The sequence below is a fragment of the Desulfovibrio sp. JC010 genome (assembly GCF_010470675.1).
GTDB lineage: Bacteria > Desulfobacterota > Desulfovibrionia > Desulfovibrionales > Desulfovibrionaceae > Maridesulfovibrio.
In genome coordinates, this window is the sequence record NZ_VOIQ01000024.1 from 1 (window position 1) to 20,455 (window position 20,455).

Annotated in this window: 17 protein-coding genes; 13 read left to right on the plus strand and 4 right to left on the minus strand. The window is 49.5% G+C overall.

Translation table 11 applies throughout. From position 1 onward, the window contains the following. Window positions 1-280 precede the first annotated feature (280 nt). The 12 genes from hisD (at window position 281) to FMR86_RS19620 (ending at window position 12,396) form a co-directional block, all read left to right on the plus strand. Entirely contained in the window at window positions 281-1,591 is a 1,311-nt protein-coding gene (hisD, locus tag FMR86_RS19565) for a histidinol dehydrogenase (protein ID WP_163353100.1), read from the plus strand. A gap of 158 nt (window positions 1,592-1,749) precedes the next feature. Continuing rightward, on the plus strand, window positions 1,750-2,649 hold the full coding sequence (locus FMR86_RS19570) for a phosphoribosylaminoimidazolesuccinocarboxamide synthase (RefSeq protein WP_163353101.1): 900 nt from the start codon (window positions 1,750-1,752) through the stop codon (window positions 2,647-2,649). A gap of 126 nt (window positions 2,650-2,775) precedes the next feature. Then, window positions 2,776-3,540, plus strand: a complete 765-nt coding sequence (locus FMR86_RS19575) for an enoyl-ACP reductase (protein ID WP_163353102.1) — start codon at window positions 2,776-2,778, stop codon at window positions 3,538-3,540. 260 nt (window positions 3,541-3,800) lie between these two features. Next, window positions 3,801-4,112, plus strand: coding sequence for a 30S ribosomal protein S6 (gene rpsF / locus FMR86_RS19580; RefSeq protein ID WP_015851899.1), 312 nt, complete (start codon window positions 3,801-3,803; stop codon window positions 4,110-4,112). A 2-nt stretch (window positions 4,113-4,114) separates the two neighbouring features. After that, a complete protein-coding gene (gene rpsR / locus FMR86_RS19585; RefSeq protein ID WP_015851900.1) occupies window positions 4,115-4,375 on the plus strand; it encodes a 30S ribosomal protein S18 in 261 nt (86 codons plus the stop codon). Between the two features lie 9 nt (window positions 4,376-4,384). After that, entirely contained in the window at window positions 4,385-4,927 is a 543-nt protein-coding gene (gene rplI / locus FMR86_RS19590) for a 50S ribosomal protein L9 (RefSeq protein ID WP_163353103.1), read from the plus strand. Then, window positions 4,902-6,329 (plus strand): replicative DNA helicase, encoded by a 1,428-nt coding sequence (dnaB, locus tag FMR86_RS19595; RefSeq protein WP_163353104.1) that lies wholly within the window; start codon window positions 4,902-4,904, stop codon window positions 6,327-6,329. Before rplI ends, dnaB begins: the two co-directional genes overlap by 26 nt. A 53-nt stretch (window positions 6,330-6,382) precedes the next feature. Further along, entirely contained in the window at window positions 6,383-7,678 is a 1,296-nt protein-coding gene (locus tag FMR86_RS19600; protein WP_163353105.1) for a phenylacetate--CoA ligase family protein, read from the plus strand. A 3-nt stretch (window positions 7,679-7,681) separates the two neighbouring features. Further along, window positions 7,682-8,185, plus strand: a complete 504-nt coding sequence (locus FMR86_RS19605; RefSeq protein ID WP_163353131.1) for a DUF456 domain-containing protein — start codon at window positions 7,682-7,684, stop codon at window positions 8,183-8,185. Window positions 8,186-8,457: 272 nt separating this feature from the next. Beyond that, window positions 8,458-9,909 (plus strand): threonine synthase, encoded by a 1,452-nt coding sequence (gene thrC, locus FMR86_RS19610; RefSeq protein ID WP_163353106.1) that lies wholly within the window; start codon window positions 8,458-8,460, stop codon window positions 9,907-9,909. Beyond that, window positions 9,910-10,653, plus strand: a complete 744-nt coding sequence (locus tag FMR86_RS19615; protein WP_163353107.1) for a TlyA family RNA methyltransferase — start codon at window positions 9,910-9,912, stop codon at window positions 10,651-10,653. A gap of 462 nt (window positions 10,654-11,115) precedes the next feature. Further along, on the plus strand, window positions 11,116-12,396 hold the full coding sequence (locus tag FMR86_RS19620; protein ID WP_163353108.1) for an OmpP1/FadL family transporter: 1,281 nt from the start codon (window positions 11,116-11,118) through the stop codon (window positions 12,394-12,396). Between the two features lie 74 nt (window positions 12,397-12,470). Here the strand turns inward: FMR86_RS19620 and FMR86_RS19625 are convergent, their stop codons facing one another. Beyond that, a complete protein-coding gene (locus tag FMR86_RS19625) occupies window positions 12,471-14,003 on the minus strand; it encodes a DUF4139 domain-containing protein (protein WP_239057307.1) in 1,533 nt (510 codons plus the stop codon). Between the two features lie 220 nt (window positions 14,004-14,223). On the opposite strand from FMR86_RS19625, the gene galE reads away from it, so the two are divergent. Beyond that, window positions 14,224-15,210 (plus strand): UDP-glucose 4-epimerase GalE, encoded by a 987-nt coding sequence (gene galE / locus FMR86_RS19630; RefSeq protein WP_163353110.1) that lies wholly within the window; start codon window positions 14,224-14,226, stop codon window positions 15,208-15,210. Window positions 15,211-15,315: 105 nt separating this feature from the next. Here the strand turns inward: galE and FMR86_RS19635 are convergent, their stop codons facing one another. From FMR86_RS19635 to FMR86_RS19645, 3 genes are all read right to left on the minus strand, one after another. Then, window positions 15,316-16,140: a thioredoxin domain-containing protein gene (locus tag FMR86_RS19635; RefSeq protein WP_163353111.1), complete on the minus strand. Its 825-nt coding sequence runs from the start codon at window positions 16,138-16,140 to the stop codon at window positions 15,316-15,318. A gap of 88 nt (window positions 16,141-16,228) precedes the next feature. Continuing rightward, window positions 16,229-16,669, minus strand: coding sequence for an exosortase system-associated protein, TIGR04073 family (locus FMR86_RS19640; protein WP_163353112.1), 441 nt, complete (start codon window positions 16,667-16,669; stop codon window positions 16,229-16,231). Window positions 16,670-16,824: 155 nt separating this feature from the next. Beyond that, on the minus strand, window positions 16,825-20,403 hold the full coding sequence (locus FMR86_RS19645) for a PEP/pyruvate-binding domain-containing protein (RefSeq protein WP_163353113.1): 3,579 nt from the start codon (window positions 20,401-20,403) through the stop codon (window positions 16,825-16,827). Window positions 20,404-20,455 lie beyond the last annotated feature (52 nt).

Genomic DNA, 20,455 nt, shown 5'->3' on the forward strand with positions numbered 1-20,455 from the left:
AGACGTATGGGGCGCTGACACTATCGCTGATAAGTCCGATCCCATGCTCAAGTTCGCAGTTGGTCTGATCTACAACTTCTAAGAAATCTTAGAAATTTAGCATAGCCTTGACGCCGGGGGCCGGGAGTTTTTACTCCCGGCCCTTTTTAATTTCCTACCTCCCCCGACCTATTATGCTCGACTTTTGGAGCGCATTAAGATAAGGGTCAATTCATCTTAAAGACATCTCTTCGTAATTACATTACACATCAATCACATCCATCAAGTTAAGGACACTTCTATGCCTTGCAGAGATATTAATTATTCCGGACAACAGGATTGGCCGGAAATATGGAAATGGCTCCAGCAAAGAGTCAACCCTGACAGCAAAGTAGACTCCATTGTCAAAGACATCCTTTCTAAAGTTAAATCCGAAGGCGATCAGGCCCTCGTAGATTACACCAAGCAATTCGATTGCCCGGATTTCACCCATTCCATGCTGGGGGTCGGTGTTGACCAGCGTCGTCTGGCCTATGCTGAAATCGAATCACAAGACCTCGAAATAATCGAAGAAGCCATCCGCAATATCAGGGACTTCCATCGCAGACAGGTAGAAGAATCATGGTGGACCACCGGGGAAGACGGAACCATCCTCGGCCAGCTGGTGCGTCCGGTTGACCGTGTCGGTCTTTACGTGCCCGGCGGTCAGGGAGGTGAAACCCCGCTCATCTCCAGCATGATCATGAACGCCGTCCCCGCACAGGTTGCCGGGGTTAAAGAAATCGCGGTAATCTCCCCTCCCCGTAAGGACGGAACCCTGAACCCCTACATCCTTGCCACTGCGCAGGAGCTGGGCATTACTGAAATTTACGCCTCCGGTTCTGCATGGGCCATCGGTGCTCTTGCGTACGGAACCGAAACCATTGCCCCCTGCGATGTTATCGCCGGACCGGGCAACATCTTTGTCGCCACCGCCAAGGGGCAGCTGGTTGGTGAAGTCGGTATCGACATGATTGCCGGCCCCAGTGAAGTCGCCATTCTCGCGGACGGCGATTCCGATCCCGCATGGATCGCCGCCGACCTCCTCTCGCAGGCAGAGCACGACCCCCTCGCATCCTCCGTTCTCGTAACATGGGATGATGAGCTGGGCGTAAAGGTCAAATACGAGCTCAAGAAGCAGGCCGACCTGCTCCCGCGTGGTGAAATTGCCCTCAAATCACTTGAGGACTGGGGGGCAATCGTCAAGGTTCCCGACCTTGGAACCGGGATTGATTTCGTCAACCGCATGGCTCCCGAACACCTTGAGCTGGCCTACGAAGATCCGTGGGCAACCCTCGGTCAGATAAAACATGCCGGAGCCATTTTCATGGGCCACTTCACTCCCGAACCCGTGGGTGACTATTTCGCAGGCCCCAACCACGTACTGCCCACTGTGGGAACCGCAAGGTTTTCCTCAGCTCTTTCCGTGGAAACATTTACTAAAAAGACAAGTCTGATCTATACTGATCAGAATTACATTGACCGCCACGGCGGTAAGATCGCCAGACTGGCACGCCTCGAAGGTCTTGAGGCCCACGCCCGTTCTGTTGAAACAAGACTTAAGAAAAGTTGATGCGCTAACGCGCCCTTAAGAATGAATTGATTTTGCCTCCGGCGGCCAAAGAACCCTTTTGCAAAAGGGTTCTCTGGACTCTCCCAAAACCTCTTGTTTTGGCTTCGCCGCTTCGTTTAATTAATTGCCATTTAACCAGACTTTGAGAGGATATCCTGATGCCCAAGCATGTAATTGAAACCGACATTAAGGAACTGAATCTTCTTTCCCGCGGAAAAGTCCGCGATATTTATGAAGTGGATGATGATAAACTTCTGCTGGTTACCACCGACAGAATCTCCGCTTATGACGTCATCATGCCCAACCCCATTGATGACAAGGGTAAAATCCTGAACCAGATCACCCTGTTCTGGATGGACATGTTCAAAGACATCGTCCCCAACCATCTCATCGCTTCCAAAGTGGACGACTATCCAGAAGTGCTCCACAAATACCGCGATCAGCTGGAAGGCCGTTCCGTTCTGGTCAAAAGAGCCAAGCCGCTGCCCATCGAATGTATCGTTCGCGGTTACATCACCGGTTCCGGCTGGAAAGACTACCAGAACACCGGAGAAGTCTGCGGTCACAAGCTGCCTGAAGGTCTTCAGGAATCCGAAATGCTGGAACAGCCCCTGTTCACCCCCTCCACAAAAGCGGAACTGGGCGAGCACGATGAAAACATTTCCGTGGAAAAAGCCATGGAAATGCTCGGCGAAGAGCTGCTGGAAAAAGTTCAGGATGTCACCCTTTCCATCTACAAGCGCGGTCGCGATTACGCCCGCGAGAAAGGGATCATCATTGCTGACACCAAATTCGAATTCGGTCTCATCGACGGTGAACTGATTCTCATCGATGAAGTACTGACCCCGGACTCTTCCCGCTTCTGGCCCATGGATGGCTACGAAGCAGGCAAGGGACAGCCCAGCTTTGACAAGCAGTTCCTGCGCGACTGGCTCACTGAAATCAAATTCAACAAGCAGCCCCCGGCTCCCGAAGTACCCGAAGAAATCGCCACCAAAACCCGCGATAAGTACATGGAAGCATTCAAGCTCTTGACTGAAAGCGAACTTGACGCTTAAAAAGAACTCGCTTTGATAACAAACTAATTCCCGCCTCATACGGCGAAGCCATAACAAAAGGTTTTGGGATTCTTAAACCCTTTTGCAAAAGGGTTTAAGCCGCCGGAGGCAAAAAAGGAGAGATTAATGCTGCTCAAAGGTAAAAAAGCACTGATTTTCGGTGTTGCTAATAAAAAAAGCATTGCTTACGGCATCGCCAAACAGTTTCAGGAACAGGGAGCCGAACTGGCTTTCAGCTACGTAAACGATGCCATCAAAAAACGTGTTGAGCCCATCAGTGAAGAACTGGGCGGCGCATTCACTTTCCAGTGTGATGTACAGGACGATGCAAGCATCGCGGCTTCCGTTGAGGAAGTAAAAGAGAAATGGGGTGAGTTCGATATTCTCATCCACTCAGTAGCGTTCGCCAACCGCGAAGATCTCAAGAAACGGTACATCGAAACCTCCCGCGAAGGTTTCCACCTCGCTATGGATGTTTCCGCATATTCTCTGGTCAGCCTCTGCAATGCATACGAAGACATGATCAAGCCCGGCGGTTCCGTCATGGCTATGACCTATCTCGGATCCAGCAGGGTTATCACCAACTATAATGTAATGGGTGTTGCAAAAGCGACCCTTGAAGCATCCGTGCGCTACCTTGCCGTAGATCTCGGCGAGAAAGGCATCCGCATGAATGCCATCAGCGCAGGTCCCATCAAGACCCTCGCCGCTTCGGGCATTTCCAGCTTCAAGGATATCTTCCGCCACATTGAAGAACGCGCACCGCTCAAACGCAACGTAACCACCGAAGATGTCGGTAAAACCGCCGTCTACTACGCATCCGACCTTTCCGCCGGTGTTACCGGGGAAACCCACTTCGTGGATTGCGGCTACAACATCCTCGGAATTTAGTTAGAGATTTGATGCGCTTCGCGCTTTTTGACGAACGGATTTCGCCTCCGGCGGCCAAAGGGACTAAGCCCCTTTGGAATCCCTAATTGTTTTTATTCTGTTTTTGAACTTAAAAAGCCGGAGGCATTTTAGCTTCCGGCTTTTTTATTTTTCAGATATAGTCTCATTCCTGCTTGACAGGACTGAGTGAAGGGAATACACATCCCTTTTGCCTTGCCCTTATATAGGAAAGGGCCATAGACCATAAGGAGGAGTTAATAATGCTCAGAAAGTATGAAGTACTTTTGCTTTTGAGCCCCGAACTTGCTAGCGACAGCCGCAAGGAAATCGTAGAGGGACTCATCGCAATTATCGACCGCGAAGGCGGTAAAATGGATGAGATCGACGATTGGGGTTCCCGCCAGCTGGCTTACCCTGTCCAGAACCAGACCCGTGGATACTATGTCCGCCTCATTTTCGATGCACCCGGCCCGCTGGTTGCAGAACTTGAGCGCAACATCCGTATCACCGACGGTATCTTCAAGTTCGTAACTGTTAAACTTGATGAAACCGCAAAGGCAGAGGAGGCTTAATCATGGCGTTCAAAAGAAAATTCACACCCAAAAGAAAGTTCTGCCGCTTCTGTGCGGATAAGAACCTTCCCCTCGATTATAAACGTCCTGACATTCTCAAGGACTTCGTAACCGAGCGCGGCAAAATTATTGCCCGCAGAATTACCGGTACCTGCGCCAAGCATCAGCGTCGTCTGACCACTGAAATCAAACGTTCCAGACAGATGGCTCTCATGCATTACACCACTGTGCACAGCACTGATGTAAAGAAAAAGAGCATCTAGGGGGATCACATGAAACTTATTTTACGTGCCGATGTAGACTCCCTTGGTAGCCTTGGTGACATCGTATCCGTTAAAGCCGGTTATGGCCGCAACTACCTGATTCCTCAGGGACTGGCTATGCCCGCTTCCGAAGCCAACCTCAAGCAGTTTGAACTTGAGAAAAGAAAGCTTCAGGAAATGGCTGACAACCTGCGCACCCAGGCCGAAGGTCTCAGAGACAAACTGGCTGAAGTCGAAGTTAACATTGAAGTACGCGTTGGTGAAGGCGACAAACTGTACGGTTCCGTAACCGCAGTTAACATCGCTGAAGCTCTCGCTGAAATGGATTTCGAAATCGACCGCAGAAAAATTCTGCTGTCCGAGCCGATTCGCTCTCTGGGCGAATACGCAATCGAAATCAAACTCCACCCCGAAGTTCGCGGTGAAGTGAAACTGGTTGTAGCCAAAGTTGGCGGACCGGTTGAAGAAGAGCCCGCAGAAGAGGTTGAAGCTCCCGCTGAAACCGAAGCACCCGTAGCTGAAGCAGATGCAGAAGCAGAAGCAGAAGCGTAAATCAGGCTCAGACTACAATTCGGGCGGAGCGTCTAACGACGCTTCGTCCGATCTTTTGCGTAAAGTCCCGCCGCACAACCTTGAAGCCGAACAGGCCGTGCTTGGTGGAGTTTTCTTAAGCAACACCATCTTCAACGACCTCGTTGATATCGTCAAATCCGACGACTTCTACTCCCCTGCACATCAGGAAATTTTCCGGGCTTTTGAGACCCTTTATACGCGTAACGCCCCCATTGATCTGATCACGGTGAGCGAATACCTCACTGCTGCAGAAAAAATTGATTCCGTTGGCGGTCCCGTATATCTGGCTGAACTGGCAAACTCCGTTGTCAGTGCTGCAAACGCCCTGCACCATGCTGAAATCGTGGCTGAAAAAGGTATCCAGCGCAGTCTGATTGATGCTGCTGCAAATATCATCAATGAAAGCTTCGATACCCAAAACGTAAAGGAACTGCTGGACCACTCCGAACAGTCCATCTTCGACATTACCGATTCCAAGAAGAATACCACCCTCAAGGGCAGTAAAGCGATCATTACCGAGGTATTTCAAGACCTTGAACAAAGAGTCAACCAGACTTCACTGATTACCGGAATCCCGACCACCTATCATAAATTTGATGAGATGACCGCAGGTCTGCAAAACTCCGACCTGATCATCATCGCCGGACGTCCTTCCATGGGTAAGACTGCGTTTGCGTTGAACGTTGCCATGCGCGCGGCACTGCATTCCGGGGTAACCACTGCGGTATTCTCCCTTGAAATGGCAATGGGGCAGCTCATGACCCGTATGCTTGCCTGTCACGGAAAAGTAGATCTGTCCCGCCTCAGAACCGGACAGCTTGATGACGAAGACTGGGCCAAGCTTTATGATGCCGCAGATGACTTGACACAATCACCCATTTTTATTGATGATACTCCTGCGATTTCCACCATGGAACTGCGGGCAAGATGCAGACGATTAAAATCCCAGCACAATCTCGGGCTGGTTATGGTCGACTACCTGCAGCTGATGCGTTCCAGTGCCCGCGTGGATTCCCGTGAACAGGAAATTTCCGACATTTCGCGAACCCTCAAAGCTCTGGCTAAAGAGCTTAATATACCTGTAATCGCCCTGTCGCAGCTTAACCGTAAGGTTGAAGAGCGAACCGACAAACGCCCCATGATGTCCGACCTGCGTGAATCCGGTGCTATTGAGCAGGATGCAGATATTATCCTCTTCCTTTACCGTGAAGATTTTTACAACAAGAAAGAGGACAAACCGCTTACAGGAAAAGCGGAAGTCATCATCGGTAAACAGCGTAACGGTCCTACAGGTATTTGCGAATTGGCCTTCTTCGGCCCGTATACCGCCTTTGAAAACCTAGCTGCCGAGCCATATCCGTCTGAATACGACGATGAATAATCGGATATTATTTATGACGTGATACACTGAAAACATCTAGACGGAGAAAATTAATGTATTTTCATGAAGCCGAAACCCTTGAAAGAGGAAAACTGGAAGAACTCCAGGTTGAAAGACTGAAAAAAACAATCGAGCTGGCTGCAAATTCTCCGTATTACAGTGAAGTTTTCAAGAACAACAGCATCGATCCTGCTATCATCAAAACCGCTGATGATATAACTAAACTTCCGTTCACCACCAAAGACGACCTACGCTCTCAGTATCCTTACGGACTATTGACCCAGGCGCTGGATAATTTCGTGCGTCTGCACGCATCATCCGGTACTACCGGAACACCGACTGCCGTTCTCTACACCCAGAATGACCTTGATGAATGGGCTTCCCTGATGGCCCGCTCCATGTACGCTGTGGGGCTGCGCAAAAGCGACGTACTTCAGAATATGTCCGGCTACGGTCTCTTCACCGGAGGACTCGGTATCCATTACGGTTCCGAGCGTCTCGGCTGCCTGACTGTTCCCGCAGGTGCCGGAAACACCAAACGCCAGATCAAACTGATCCGCGATTTCAACGTAACCGCCCTGCACATCATCCCGTCCTTCGCACTCTACTTTGCGCAAAAAGTCCGCGATGAAGGTTATGATCCGGAAGAAATGCCCTGGAAAGTCGCGCTCATCGGCGCGGAACCGCACACCGAGCATACCCGCCGCAAGATCGAAGAACTCATGTGTATCAAAGCCTACAACTCCTACGGCCTGTCTGAAATGAACGGTCCGGGTGTTGCTTTTGAATGTACCGAGCAGGACGGCATGCACGTCTGGGAAGATGCTTACATCGCTGAAATTATCGACCCGGAAACCGGAAAACATGTTGCAGAGGGCGAAGTGGGCGAACTGGTCATGACCACCCTGACCCGCGAAGGTATGCCCATCATCCGTTACCGCACCCGCGACCTTACCCGTTTCATCCCCGGTCAGTGTAAATGCGGACGGACCTCCCGCCGCATCGACCGTATCATGGGCCGCGCCGATGATATGCTCATCCTCAAAGGCGTGAACATCTACCCCATGCAGATTGAAAAAATAATCATGGGCATCCCCGAAGTTGGTCAGAACTACCTCATCGAACTGTTTAAAGAAGGTCTCATGGACCAGATCAGGGTCAAGGTAGAGATTAAAGAAGAACATTTCATTGAAGATATGCGCGCGCTTCAAGGCATTCAGAAAAAGATTGCCGGAATGCTGCGTGATGAAATCCTGATCACCCCGCGTGTCGAACTGGTACAGCACAACTCCATCCCCAAGGCGGAAGGCAAGGCTGTGCGCGTTGTTGATCTCAGGGATGAGGAATAAATGATGATTACTGCATTGGCAGTTCTGGTTATCCTGCTTATGCTGTGCTCGCTGGCACTGCATGTTTTCGGGCTTCCGGCAAACTGGCTGGTTCTGGCATTAGTTGCCGGCTGGAAACTATACCAGCCCGAAACAATGACCTGGAACTTTATCATAATTCTCGGCGTAATCGCCCTTGTGGGAGAAATCCTTGAATTTGTAGCCCAGTACTTCGGCGGCAAGAAATACGGCGCAACCGGACGCGGCAACATCGGCGCGTTCATCGGAGCAATCGGCGGGGCAATCCTCGGAGCACCGTTCTTTTTCGGACTAGGTGCCCTGCCCGGCGCACTGCTCGGCTCCTTCGGCGGCTGTCTTGTACTGGAACTTACCCATGGCCGTTCATTCGACGAAGCCAAGCATTCCGCATGTGGCGCGTTCTGGGGCAAAGCCTTCGGCATGGCCATCAAGATCAGCCTCGGCGTCTGGATGTTTGCCATGAGTATTCCCAAAATCTGGCCCGGTTAATTGTTCCATGTAGGCCTCCGGCGGGTCTGCGACGCTTCTTATTCGATGCGCTTACGCGCTTTTGGATAAAAAGATTTCGCCTCCGGCGGCCAAAGGGGATAATCCCCTTTGGAATCCTTAAGAGTTTATTTTACTACTAAATATAAAACAGAACCTATTTAAAACCTATCCGGCGAAGCCCTAATAAAAGTTTTTGAAGAGTCCAGAGAAACTTTTTCCAAAAAGTTTCTTTGGCCCCCGGAGGGCCGCCGGAGGCAAAAAAGGATGTAACTATGTCTCTTGCAAATGAATTTCCGAAATATCGCGGTAAAATGGAATACAACTGTCTGGGTTGTGGTTCTAAATATGACATCAACGAACTTCACTACACCTGCCCGGATTGTGGCTCTGTATTTATCCTGAAGGACACAACCTTCGATGAACTGAAAAAGACCAGCGGCAAAGAATGGCGTGAAATTTTCGATGCCCGCTGCGGTACTAAAAACGACAGCCTGCGCGGTATCTTCCGCTTCTACGAACTTTTCGCTCCGGTCATGGACGAAGATGAAATTCTCTACCTTGGTGAAGGCAACACCCCCATCATTGCTTCCAGCGACGCTCTCAACGCAGTTACCGGAATCAAAACCGCTTATAAAAACGACGGCCAGAACCCCAGCGCATCTTTTAAGGATCGCGGCATGGCCTGCGCTTTCAGCTACATTAACGCCCTGATGAACAAGAACGATTGGGATGAAATCCTGACTGTCTGCGCTTCTACAGGGGATACTTCTGCAGCGGCTGCTCTCTACGCTTCCTATATGAAAGAAGGCGTGAAATCAGTGGTCATCCTGCCTCAGGGCAAAGTTACCCCGCAGCAGTTGGCCCAGCCTTTGGGCAGCGGCGCGAAGGTTCTGGAAGTTCCCGGCGTATTTGACGATTGTATGAAGGTAGTTGAAAACCTTGCGGACAACTACCGCGTGGCCCTGCTCAATTCCAAAAACTCATGGAGAATTCTGGGACAGGAATCCTACGCTTTTGAAGTTGCCCAGTGGTACAATTGGGATCTTAAAGATAAATGCATCTTCGTACCCATTGGAAACGCGGGTAATATCACCGCCATCATGGCCGGTTTCCTGAAACTCTACGAACTGGAAATCATCAGCGAGCTGCCCCGCGTATTCGGTGTGCAGTCCGCCCATGCCGACCCGGTTTACCGCTACTACTCCGTGGAAGATGAGAACGAGCGTGAATACAAACCTGTAAAGGTTCAGCCTTCTGTTGCACAGGCTGCCATGATCGGAAACCCGGTTTCCTTCCCGCGCGTAAAACATTTTGCGGAAAAATTTGAAGCCATCGGCGGCAAGAAGGCATTTCAGGTCGTACAGGTCAGTGAACAGATGATCATGGACTCCATGCTGCTGGCCAACTCCCACGGCCACATTGCCTGTACTCAGGGCGGTGAATGCTTTGCGGGACTGATTCGGGCCAAGGAACTGGGACTGATTTCCGAAAACGAAAGTGCCGTACTTGATTCCACAGCACACCAACTGAAGTTTGTCGGTTTTCAGGACATGTACTACCAGAACGACTTCCCTGCTGAATATGAAGTCACCCCGGATGCCAGCCGCGCCAACAAGCCTGAGCTTGTTATTGAAGGTGCGGAAAAAGAAAAAATGTCCGAGGCTGACTACATTGCAAAAGCAGCGGACAACGTCGTTTCCATGCTTGGTCTGGAGAAAAGATAAGTGGCAAAAAAGGAACGTGCGGACCAGATGCTCTTTGCTCAGGGACTTTCCGAGAGCCGAGAGCAGGCCAAACGCATGATCATGGCCGGACAGGCCCACTACCTCAAGGACGGACAGAAGCTCCCGGTAACCAAGCCGGGAATGCAACTGGACCCTGATCTTGAGATTGTAGTCAAAGGACGCGACCGCTTTGTCAGCCGGGGCGGCTATAAGCTGCTTACAGCTATTGAAGAACTGGGACTCAGTCCAGAAGGCAAGGTTGCGCTGGATGCCGGAGCATCCACCGGAGGTTTTACCGACTGCATGCTTCAGTTCGGGGCAGTGCGGGTCTATGCCGCAGATGTGGGATATGGTCAGCTGCACTGGAAATTGCAGCAGGATGAACGGGTTACCAATCTTGAACGCATCAATCTGCGTCATGCGCAAGAAGACCTGATTCCTGAAAAAGTAGATCTGGTGGTCTGTGATGTTTCTTTTATCTCACTAACCAAAATACTCCCTGCACTGGTCCGTTTTCTTAAGGAAAGCGGGGAAATCGTCTGTTTGATCAAACCGCAATTTGAAGTCGGTCCCGGACAGACTGATAAAGGAATTGTCCGAGACAAAGCTCTCAGACAGCAGGCAGTTGATATGATTGTAAACTTCGCTTCTTCTGAACTGGGCTTGCAACTTAAGGGGCTTGTCCCTTCCAGCATTAAGGGACCTAAAGGTAATCAGGAATACCTTGCGTATTTTATCCGCTGATTTAAAAAAAACACAAACATTAATCAGGCAGTTACAGTGATGTGACTGCCTTTTTTATTGTTTATTATACAATATTGCCCCCTAAAAACTACAAACATTCACATGAACAGCTCAAACTAAGCAAAATCCGTTTTAAACACCAGCAAACTACACCCCAAACACACCCCCACCCCCTTAAATGAACACAAAACAAACACATACCAACATCCCTACTATTGCAAAATCACTTTATGAAATTTAAAATGTAGTAAAATTTTCAATTACACAAAACAAACATACACCCATGTATGCAAATGTAAATTGATTTACGCATATATTATTTTCACAACAATTTACGACTACGTCAATTTTACTTTACTAAATTTAACATTCAAGATAGTTAGTATGAGCATTTTTTATGAGGGGATGACTCTAATTAAGCGCAGTCATTAAGCATTTTCAGTTTTTTTTGAAGGAGTGTATATGAGGACCAAATTTACAACATGTTTCAGCCTGCTGATCATTTTAATGGGGTTGGCAATAGTCCCCGGCTTCAGCAGCAAGGCTGAAGCGGCAGGCTTTGCTCTCTACGAGTGGGGAGCTCGCGGAAACGCGCTTGGCGGTGCCATGGTAGCAAAAGCTGACGATCCGTCCGCCATTGCATGGAACCCGGCAGGTATTACCCAATTGGAAGGCACACACATCTCCGCCGGTGTGGCGATGATCGCACCCAAGATGAATCTGACCACAACTGTCAATGGTGTCTCTACCAAAAACGCCATGACTGAGAACGTGTTTTTCGTACCCAACTCTTATATTACCCACCAGATCAACGACAATGTCTGGCTGGGCGTGGGGATGTTTACACGTTTCGGTCTCGGTACTGAATTTGATGAAAATTGGGATGGTCGTTACGCATCCTACAATACAGCGATTGAAAGTTATTCTTTCAACCCCAACCTCGCCTACAAATTCAACGATTACATTTCCTTTGCCGCCGGTATCGAAATCATGAAAGTACGTGCCGATCTCCGGAAAAAAATCGACTCAACAGGAGCAAGCAACCCCGCTACAGATGTAGACCAACGCCTCAGGGTAGACGGATTCACTCCCGGTTTTAACGCCGCTATCCATGTTACTCCCAATGAACAATGGTCTCTAGGACTTTCCTGGCGCAGCAAAATGAACCACAGAGCAACCGGTTCTGCAAGCTATACAATGCCCAACAATGCTGCCCCACCGGCCAACAGATTTAATGACAGTGATGTTTCCATGAATATGAACACCCCGCATATGATCTTCGGTGGTGTCGAATATAAGCCCATGAAAAATCTCAGTATCGAATTTGATGCTATTTACTCCATGTGGAGTGACTACAGTGCCATTGATTACTATTTTGATAAAAGCACCGCTATCGGCGTCAACAATTATACTGCTGATAAAAAATGGAACGATGTCTGGAGATTTGAAGTGGGTGTTGAATACCTGCCCATAGAAGACCTCGCTCTCCGGGCCGGTTACTTTTACGACCAGTCCCCCATTCCAGACAGCTATGTCGACTACATGCTGCCTACCAACGACCGTCAGAACGTGTCTTTGGGTGTTGGCTGGAAGTACAAAAGTTTCTCTGTTGATGCTGCCTACAACTACATGTGGATGGCGGATCGAAACATTGAAGCCAGACCTGCTGACAATATTGTCGCTACAGAAATCAGAAACTCCCGCACACACATTGTAAGTTTGGACATGGGATTTGAATTTTAAATCCCTGCCAGTACAACAAATAAGAAAGCCCGCTCCATCTGGAGCGGGCTTTCTTATTTCAGAGTAATTTTTGTTTATCTTCCAATCCCAAGATCAATCTTCATATCATCCGGAGCGGTCATTTCTACAGAATACTTCACGCTGTATTTACCTGCTGCCGGAACTTCCACCTTCCACTCAAAGTTATCATCTTTGGTTTCGGCCTTGGGTTCAGTAATAATTTCCAGCTTGATGCGTTTATCTCCGGAAACAGGAGCAGGCTCCTGCACCAACACTTTAACCGGGCGGGTACGGCTGCTCTCCAACTCGATTCCATATTTCCAACTGTAAGTCTGCTTGGAACTGAACATGCCCTGCTCACCGGACTTTTTCTCAAGAATCTTGCGTTCCACCTTGAGCATGGGATCGGAACCGAAAAACATCTTCTTCTCCTTACCGGAAAAGGAGAATTTTCTCTTGCCGATCATAGTTCCTTCCATGAACATCAACGCCGATCCAGCGGGATAATCCTTAGCTGCAGCAAGTTTGGTCTTAGCAGACACAAACACATCCGGAGTAAGGGAAGGACGAGCGATAAATGAAAAATTCGATTTCCATGTTTCGCTTTCCACTGCATATTTTCTGGTGCTGCCAGCCGGAATGGTCTTGCGGCCCATTTCCCAAAGTGAATAGGTAGCCTTGCTTACCCGTCTGGGAGCAGCACGTTTAGCCATATTCCTTCCGGCACCTACACGAGGCATTGAGGCGGCATCCATGGACATCACCGCTTCTTCCATGACATAACGCTCCGGCTCCGGCTCGGGACGAGGTTCAATCACCCAGCGACCAAGATTGGGAGGGGAAATTCTGGAACGTTTCTTCACAGTGGCAAGGGCGATGTCACAATTCTTAAAATCCATGCCGCTGCCCTGCCGTATTTCCGCTTCAAAGGTGAATTTTATTTTCCCGGCACTGGGGTAGGCATCAAGCTTGTACTTGGGAATCCAGCCGCAATTGCGCAGCATATAGCCTATTTTGAAATCTGCACGCTTGGCACCCTTTGCTGCCACTGAAACTTTCACATTCCAGACCAGCTTGCCACCGCCGGACATCTCTTTGAGCTGCCTTTTCAAGTCATTAATCAACTCCTGCAACTCATTAATCTTAACCTTAAGCTTTGCAGACTCTGTATAAAGTTTGGAAAGATTGCTGACGACCTGCCCGGCGATATTACCCAGATCGGAAGGTTTAATCTGCTGCCTGCTGCCACGCTCATTCCAGAATGTGATTCCGCCGTCAACTGCCTGCTTCCGGGAAATGACCGCGTCACGCTTGAACTTGAGCTGGTCTATCTTCTTGCCCAGCTCAAAAGCAGCCGGAGAACGCGACAAATCACTTCTGGCCCATGCAACATCATTAATGGCAACCCCTTTGGTGAGTGAAGCGATAGTGAACGTGTCCGGCACAGCCTGTCCGGAAAGGGTAAACATAACGTAATTGCCGTTTACATCCTTTTTAATATCCGCTTTTACTTTGCTGCTGAAATCCGCTCCGGAAGGATAAAAAACAACCCTCTCAGACGCAGCCAACGCAGAAGCGCAAAATAGAGCAACCACAATCAGAGTCATAAATATAATTCTTTTCCGCAAATCATTACCCTCGTTTAACAATCATAAAAATATACTGTTACCCTATCAGATATTATACACAATCAACAACACTCAAAAAGGACCGGATTAACCGATTATTGAACCACTTTAACTTTAATCAAGCATCCGCTCGACAAACCGTTTATTTTGGGAAATAGTCATTTCGTCTGATACTTATAACAACCGGAGCATATAAATAATGAGTAATAAACTTTCCCTGCTGGTCTGCGGCGGTGCGGGATATATAGGTTCACATATGACCCGTATGATTGCCGAAGCCGGACATGATGTGACCGTATTCGACAACCTTTCCACCGGGCATGCCGAAGCACTGAAATGGGGCAGATTTGTGGAAGGAGACCTGCGCAATCCGGCAGATCTTGAAAAGGTCTTTGCCGCAGGTTCATATGATGCTGTTTTCCATTTTTCAGGGCTGATCGTGGTGAGTGAATCTGTTGAAAAACCTTTTGAATACTACGATAACAATGTGACCGGAACCCTGAACCTGCTGCAGGCCATGCGTAAGCACGGGGTTGATAAATTCGTTTTCTCATCCACCGCTGCTGTCTACGGTGATCCGGTTATGGATATAATTACCGAAGAACATCCTCTCAAGCCGCTGAACCCCTATGGCAGAACCAAACTTCAAGTAGAAGAAATCCTGCAGGATTACGCCGTGGCTTACGGACTGGATTCCGTCTGTTTCCGCTATTTCAATGCTGCCGGAGCACACCCGGACAGCATTATCGGGGAAGCCCATTCCCCGGAAACGCACCTGATCCCCAACATCCTGCTCAGCTGCATTGACGAAGGCCGCAGACTGAAGATCTTCGGCAGCGACTACCCCACCCCGGACGGCACCTGCGTTCGCGACTACATCCACATTCTGGACCTCTGTGACGCTCACCTGAAAGCTGTCGGGTTCATGGACAATAACAAAGGTGCACACTCATTCAACCTCGGCAACGGCAAAGGATTCAGCATCCTTGAAGTGATCAAGTCCTCAAGCGAAGTAATCGGCCGGGAAATTGAATTTGATTACGAACCCGCACGTGCCGGGGATTCACCGCGACTGGTGGCTGACAGCTCCAAGGCCGCGGAAAAGCTCAAATGGACCCCGCAATACGCTGACCTGCGCGAAATAATTGAAACCGCCTACCGCTGGCACAAAAAACCTGCATTCTAGCGCAAATTTTTATCATCTCAAAATAAAGGCTGGAGTCTGTGGCAACCACAAACTCCAGCCTTTTAATTTTCCAGTCTGAATCAAATCTGTTTCAGTTGAATAACTTTACATCTGGTTCAGGCAATCCTCACAAACTTCACCTTCAGGGCTTTCAACGGGCTCCTGCGTTTTGCTTTTCTCAAGAATCATATTGACCATTTTTTCAAACCTGTCTGCCGGAAGATAGCCACGGATGGAAACCCCGTTAACCAGAAAAGTAGGGGTGGCATCAATTCTGAATTCTCCGGCTTCTTTCTCGTCAGCCAGCAGATATTCCTGCAGCTGCACAGAACTGAGATTTTTCTGCAGCAGATCAGGATCAACCTGAACTTCTTCAAGAATTTTGCCCAGTACTATACCATCCTTATCTTCATACAATTCTTTCTGACGCTCAAAAGCAAGGTCATGAAATTTATAAGCCTTTTCCTTATCAATCTTGGCAAGAGCCTCAAAAACAAGAGCCAGCTCACGGGAATTCTTGTGCATGGGCAGATGCTTGAACACCAGCCTGTATTTTTCAGGCTGTTCCTGCGCAAGCTTGCTGACCACGGCAGCACCCTTGCTGCAATAAGGACAAAGGAAATCTGAATATTCAACAATTGTCACCGGGGCATCAGCATTGCCCAGCATGGGACGCTCATTCCAGATGCGGGGCTGGTAAGGATTCTTTATCTCCGCATTGAGCATGGCTTCACGCTTCAGCTTTTCCCGCTCATCAATGCCCTGCTCTACAATGGCCAGCATATCCATACTGCTTTCACGCATGGCATCAAGCACAATCTGGGGATTTTCCCGGATGGCTTCGGCGATCTGTTCCTTGAGCATTTGCTTATTCACACATCCGGAAAACAGGACAACAACCGACAGAATCAATAAAATCCGTTTCAACATAGAATCCTCGTAAACAGCAATTAAAGAAAAAAACCTCCGGGCGATCATGCTCAGGAGGTTGTAATTAGTATTTTAGACAGCTGCGCAGTTAATCAGCTCCCAGATTCCAGACATCACTGAAAGAATCTGTTCTTTCATCCACTTTTTCAAAAAAGTCAGAGTGGATTGTATCCGGGTCCATGGTCGGGGTGGCAGGACCGCCGAAAGGAGAAGTAACAATATCATACATGCCGGAAACAATCCGTCCGCCGGCATATGCAAAACCAACAAACACTCCACCGACGTATCCGGCAAACTGTTCGGCAGGCTCATCATTTTCAGCCGCAAGATCAACAGCCTGATTGGGAATCTCCAGCGGAGCGGTCAGAATGTTGCTCATACCCCTCCCCAGCTTGCGGGGAGCGCGGTCAGAATAATTCGGCTCATTTCCCACATAGTTTGCAGAGTTCATTGAGCAACCGCCGAGCAGCATTGAAGACAAAGAGACTGCGACGAGCAATATTTTTACAAATCTTTTAGATTTAATCATTTCATCTCCTGTTCCCAAATATATGCCTCTGCTCCGGTTTTCTGTCAAGGGAATGCGCATGTTTACTGGGTTTCTAAAGGAGTCTAAACAAAATCCATAAAAAAAGGCCGTCCTCAAAAGAGAACGGCCTTTCAAAGTTACATTTAAATCTTAATCTACCACTGCTTCTTGCGCTGCTCTTCAAGTGCTGCATCCTGCTCTTCGAAAGTAGCGAATCCGGCATGGTGCATGGCATCTTCAACAGTCTGGTTCCAATCCCAAGCGGAGTAGATAACCGGCTTGTGGAAAGTACCGCGGAAGGTATCCATTTCCTGCCTGATGAAGTCCTCTCTGGGGCTGTCCATGTTGTCACGGAGCTGCTCATTAAGACGTCTGATCTCACCTTCGTACCAGTCTTCCAGATCTTCGGGAGTCTTGTACTTCTTGATGATGTGGCTGTAGCCGTTCTCTTCCATGAGCTTGGCAAGACGCTCAAAATGGCGGTCACGAATCCACTGTCCCAGTTCGCTGACCTTGATATTATCCGCTTCAACCGCAGCCATATCCAGCTTGGTCTGAAGATAGGTATCAGGAACAACGGATGCGGAAACAATCCCGGCAATGCAGACTACGCCGCGCAGGATAACGCTGTTGGAAACACCTTGTCCGCAGAAACCGATCTTCTTGCCGAACTTCTGTCCGGTGAAGATTGCAGAAAGGATGGCCCAGACAACTGCCGGGTCTTCCTCGTCGTAGATATGCTGCAGGCTGGAGTTGTCACGGTCAGTCCCGAGCACCAGCTGGGTCATATCGTTGGAGCCGATGGAGAAACCGTCAACTTCCTTGATGAATTCCTTGGCGAGTACTGCGTTACTGGGAATCTCGGCCATGAGGATCACCTTCAAATCATCCTTGCCGGATTCGAGGTTGTGAACCTGTGAGAGGTAACGCTTCATGCTGCGTGCTTCCTCAATGGTGCGCACGAAGGGCAGCATGATATGCAGGTTCTTACCGCCGAATACGCCACGGGCCAGCTTGAATGCCTCCAGCTCCCAGTCGTGGATGTTTCTGGAAACACCGCGATAGCCGAGCATGGGGTTGTCTTCATGGTGCTCAAAGAGCAGACCGCCGAGCAGGTTGTGATATTCGTTGGTTTTGAAGTCCGTGGTACGGTAGACAATATCCTTACCGTAAAAGGCCATAGCGAACAGGGCCAGTCCCTGAGACAGGGTCTGGATATAGTTTTCCTTACCTGTGCGCAGGCCGCGGGATTTAATGATATCTGCAATGCGCTGACGAAGGGTGGTGACCTCATCCATTTCGGACTTGAGCCCCATCTTGAGGGCCACTTCTTCACGTAACGCTTTAACTTCTTCAATGTACTCAAGCACCAGAGGATTCTCTTTGGCCTTGGCAAGCATGCCGGGCAATTCATCCAGTGATTCAGTACGTTTGTAGATAAACTTGGAATCAGCGTGTTCACCCGCATGAATGCCGAGTACGCCGCGCAGGTGTTCCTCGATATTCACGGAAGTTTTCAGGGTGTACAGGCTTTCAGCACTGTGCTCGAGATAATGGTCAAGCTTCTTGTCCAGTTCACGCAGCTTGCGGTGCATGGCCAGAACTTCTTCAGTTCCGCGCGCGGTATTGGCGTTGGCCATGGAGTCCATTTCTTCCGTCAGACCGGTGAGTGCGCCCACATATTCCCTGAGATTGATGTTCAGGGAGATGAGTCCGGAATCAAGCTGGGTCTTCATTACTGTGGTCAGCTTTGAATCAAGCTCATCGAGCTTCTCCTGAACCAGCTTATCGAGGGTGCCGTTGTCGTAAGCTTCAAGAGCCAGCGGATGAACACCCACATTGCCGAGCATGAACTCAGCACGCAGCAGGCCGACCTCAAAATCAGGCACTTCTCTAAGGCGGGAAAGGAACAGAGACTGCCCCACATCAGCGAGGATCAACCCGACTTTGGTCTTGGTAGCCGGAAGCTCGGAAGTGTTGATAGTTCCGCCGACCTCAATAAGAGGCAATGCGCCGCGATAAACTTTACCGCGGGAACCGTCAACGGTGATTTCCTGACCTTCAAGAGAGCGCAGCACTTCGAGCCGCTGAATGCCGATGATGGCAGGGATACCCAGTTCACGGGAGGTAATGGCCGCGTGGCTGGTATCACCGCCCACATCCGCGAGGATACCGGAGGCAATACGCATGCCCGGAACCATATCCGGGTCAGTGCGTTCTGCTGCCAGAATATCGCCTTTGTGGATTTTATTCAGCTCAAGAGCGGAACGCAGGTACTTAACAGTTCCCTGCCCTGCGCCGCGTGACGCGCCGTTACCTTCCAGCACCACTTCAGCTTCTTCCAATTCCTTGGGGTCAACTTCAAGCCTGCGCATGAAGATGGCATCAGGATGCTGTTCAAATTCCTCGTTCCAGCGGGTTTCAGGACGGGCCTGTACAAACCAGAGACGGTCGGCCGCATCAAGGCAGAACTCGGTATCCATGATCATACCGCCGTATGCTTCGCTGATACCGCGCACACCCTTGGCCACTTCCTCGGCCTGTGCAAGGGAGAGAGCCCAGCGATAAACAGCACCGGGCTGAACTTTTTCAACCTTGGTACCGCCCTTCTCGCTGTAAACAATCTTCTTGTCCTTGCTGCCCATGTTACGGACAACAACTTCAGATCCGTCATCACGCTGGAAGACATAAAACTTATCCGGGGTGACCATGCCGCCCACAACAGCCTCACCGAGACCGTAGCTGGCATCAATGGAAACAAGATCCTTGCGATCTGTTCCACGGCAGCCGGTGGCGGTATCTGCGCTGAACGCGGTACCGGAAATAACCGGATTGATCATGCGCATGATGCAGACTGAAAGGGAGGTATTTTCAATAGCCCATTCAAGCTTGGCATTTTCAGCGATGGAGGCATCGCCGGTATTTTCTGCCAAAGTAACCGCATCGAGAATAGCCTCGCGGCGGTAGGTCATGCTGCGCAGATTGTATGCGGAGGCGCAATCCCAGTGATAGGCTTCAGAGCACTGGTCTTCGCCGACAATGTTAAGATAGGTATCCTGAAGTCCGGCAAATGCCTTTTTACGGCTGTCTTCCCCTGCTGCGGAAGAACGCACCGCCACAGGCTCGTTTTCAAGCCCGGCATCCTTGCAGATGGAAAGATAAGCTTCCCTGACTGCATTATCGACTTCTTTGGGGAGTTCAACGGAAAGGATCGCACTCTGAACAAGCACGGATCTTTTACGGAGCTGGTCAATTCCTTCAGGAGAGGTGGCGAAACCTTCAACAACGTTGTTGATAAAGGTGCGCAGCTGAATCTGGGTTTCGGTGTGCTTGCCTGCTTCTTTTTTAATTACCTGAGCAATGGAGCGGACAAATTTCTGTAAAAATTCACTGTCACTGTTAACTTCTTCACTGGACCAGTCCACAGCGTTATATTCGCTGTCTACAACAGCCCTGACAACACTGGCATGTACTTTTGTTTCATCCAGCAGCTTATGAAATGCGATGGATGAAACAGCCCTGAACTGGGGTGATCTGATGCCTTCTACCTGACTGATCAAAGCGGTATTATAGTTCTTTCCGCCAACCAGCAGTTCCGCATCTTCGCCGATTTTAACGATATCGGCACCGGTTAGAATCAGCTTCTTTTCAAGCTGTTTTTTAGCCTGGGACTTCTTCGGAGCTGCTGTTTCCGCACCTTTAGCGGAAACTGCTTCTTCCGTCTTACCAGCCATCACTTCCTCCTTACACATCATTAAGACGATATGCTCTTGGATTTCGATATAA

Coding starts and splice junctions, on each gene's coding strand:
- FMR86_RS19575 (WP_163353102.1), top strand. CDS start 2,776: ATGCTGCTCAAAGGTAAAAAAGCACTGATTTTCGGTGTTGCTAATAAA.
- rpsF (WP_015851899.1), top strand. CDS start 3,801: ATGCTCAGAAAGTATGAAGTACTTTTGCTTTTGAGCCCCGAACTTGCT.
- FMR86_RS19635 (WP_163353111.1), bottom strand. CDS start 16,140: ATGTTGAAACGGATTTTATTGATTCTGTCGGTTGTTGTCCTGTTTTCC.
- FMR86_RS19625 (WP_239057307.1), bottom strand. CDS start 14,003: ATGACTCTGATTGTGGTTGCTCTATTTTGCGCTTCTGCGTTGGCTGCG.
- FMR86_RS19605 (WP_163353131.1), top strand. CDS start 7,682: ATGATTACTGCATTGGCAGTTCTGGTTATCCTGCTTATGCTGTGCTCG.
- thrC (WP_163353106.1), top strand. CDS start 8,458: ATGTCTCTTGCAAATGAATTTCCGAAATATCGCGGTAAAATGGAATAC.
- hisD (WP_163353100.1), top strand. CDS start 281: ATGCCTTGCAGAGATATTAATTATTCCGGACAACAGGATTGGCCGGAA.
- FMR86_RS19620 (WP_163353108.1), top strand. CDS start 11,116: ATGAGGACCAAATTTACAACATGTTTCAGCCTGCTGATCATTTTAATG.
- galE (WP_163353110.1), top strand. CDS start 14,224: ATGAGTAATAAACTTTCCCTGCTGGTCTGCGGCGGTGCGGGATATATA.
- rpsR (WP_015851900.1), top strand. CDS start 4,115: ATGGCGTTCAAAAGAAAATTCACACCCAAAAGAAAGTTCTGCCGCTTC.
- dnaB (WP_163353104.1), top strand. CDS start 4,902: ATGCAGAAGCAGAAGCAGAAGCGTAAATCAGGCTCAGACTACAATTCG.
- FMR86_RS19645 (WP_163353113.1), bottom strand. CDS start 20,403: ATGGCTGGTAAGACGGAAGAAGCAGTTTCCGCTAAAGGTGCGGAAACA.
- rplI (WP_163353103.1), top strand. CDS start 4,385: ATGAAACTTATTTTACGTGCCGATGTAGACTCCCTTGGTAGCCTTGGT.
- FMR86_RS19640 (WP_163353112.1), bottom strand. CDS start 16,669: ATGATTAAATCTAAAAGATTTGTAAAAATATTGCTCGTCGCAGTCTCT.
- FMR86_RS19570 (WP_163353101.1), top strand. CDS start 1,750: ATGCCCAAGCATGTAATTGAAACCGACATTAAGGAACTGAATCTTCTT.
- FMR86_RS19600 (WP_163353105.1), top strand. CDS start 6,383: ATGTATTTTCATGAAGCCGAAACCCTTGAAAGAGGAAAACTGGAAGAA.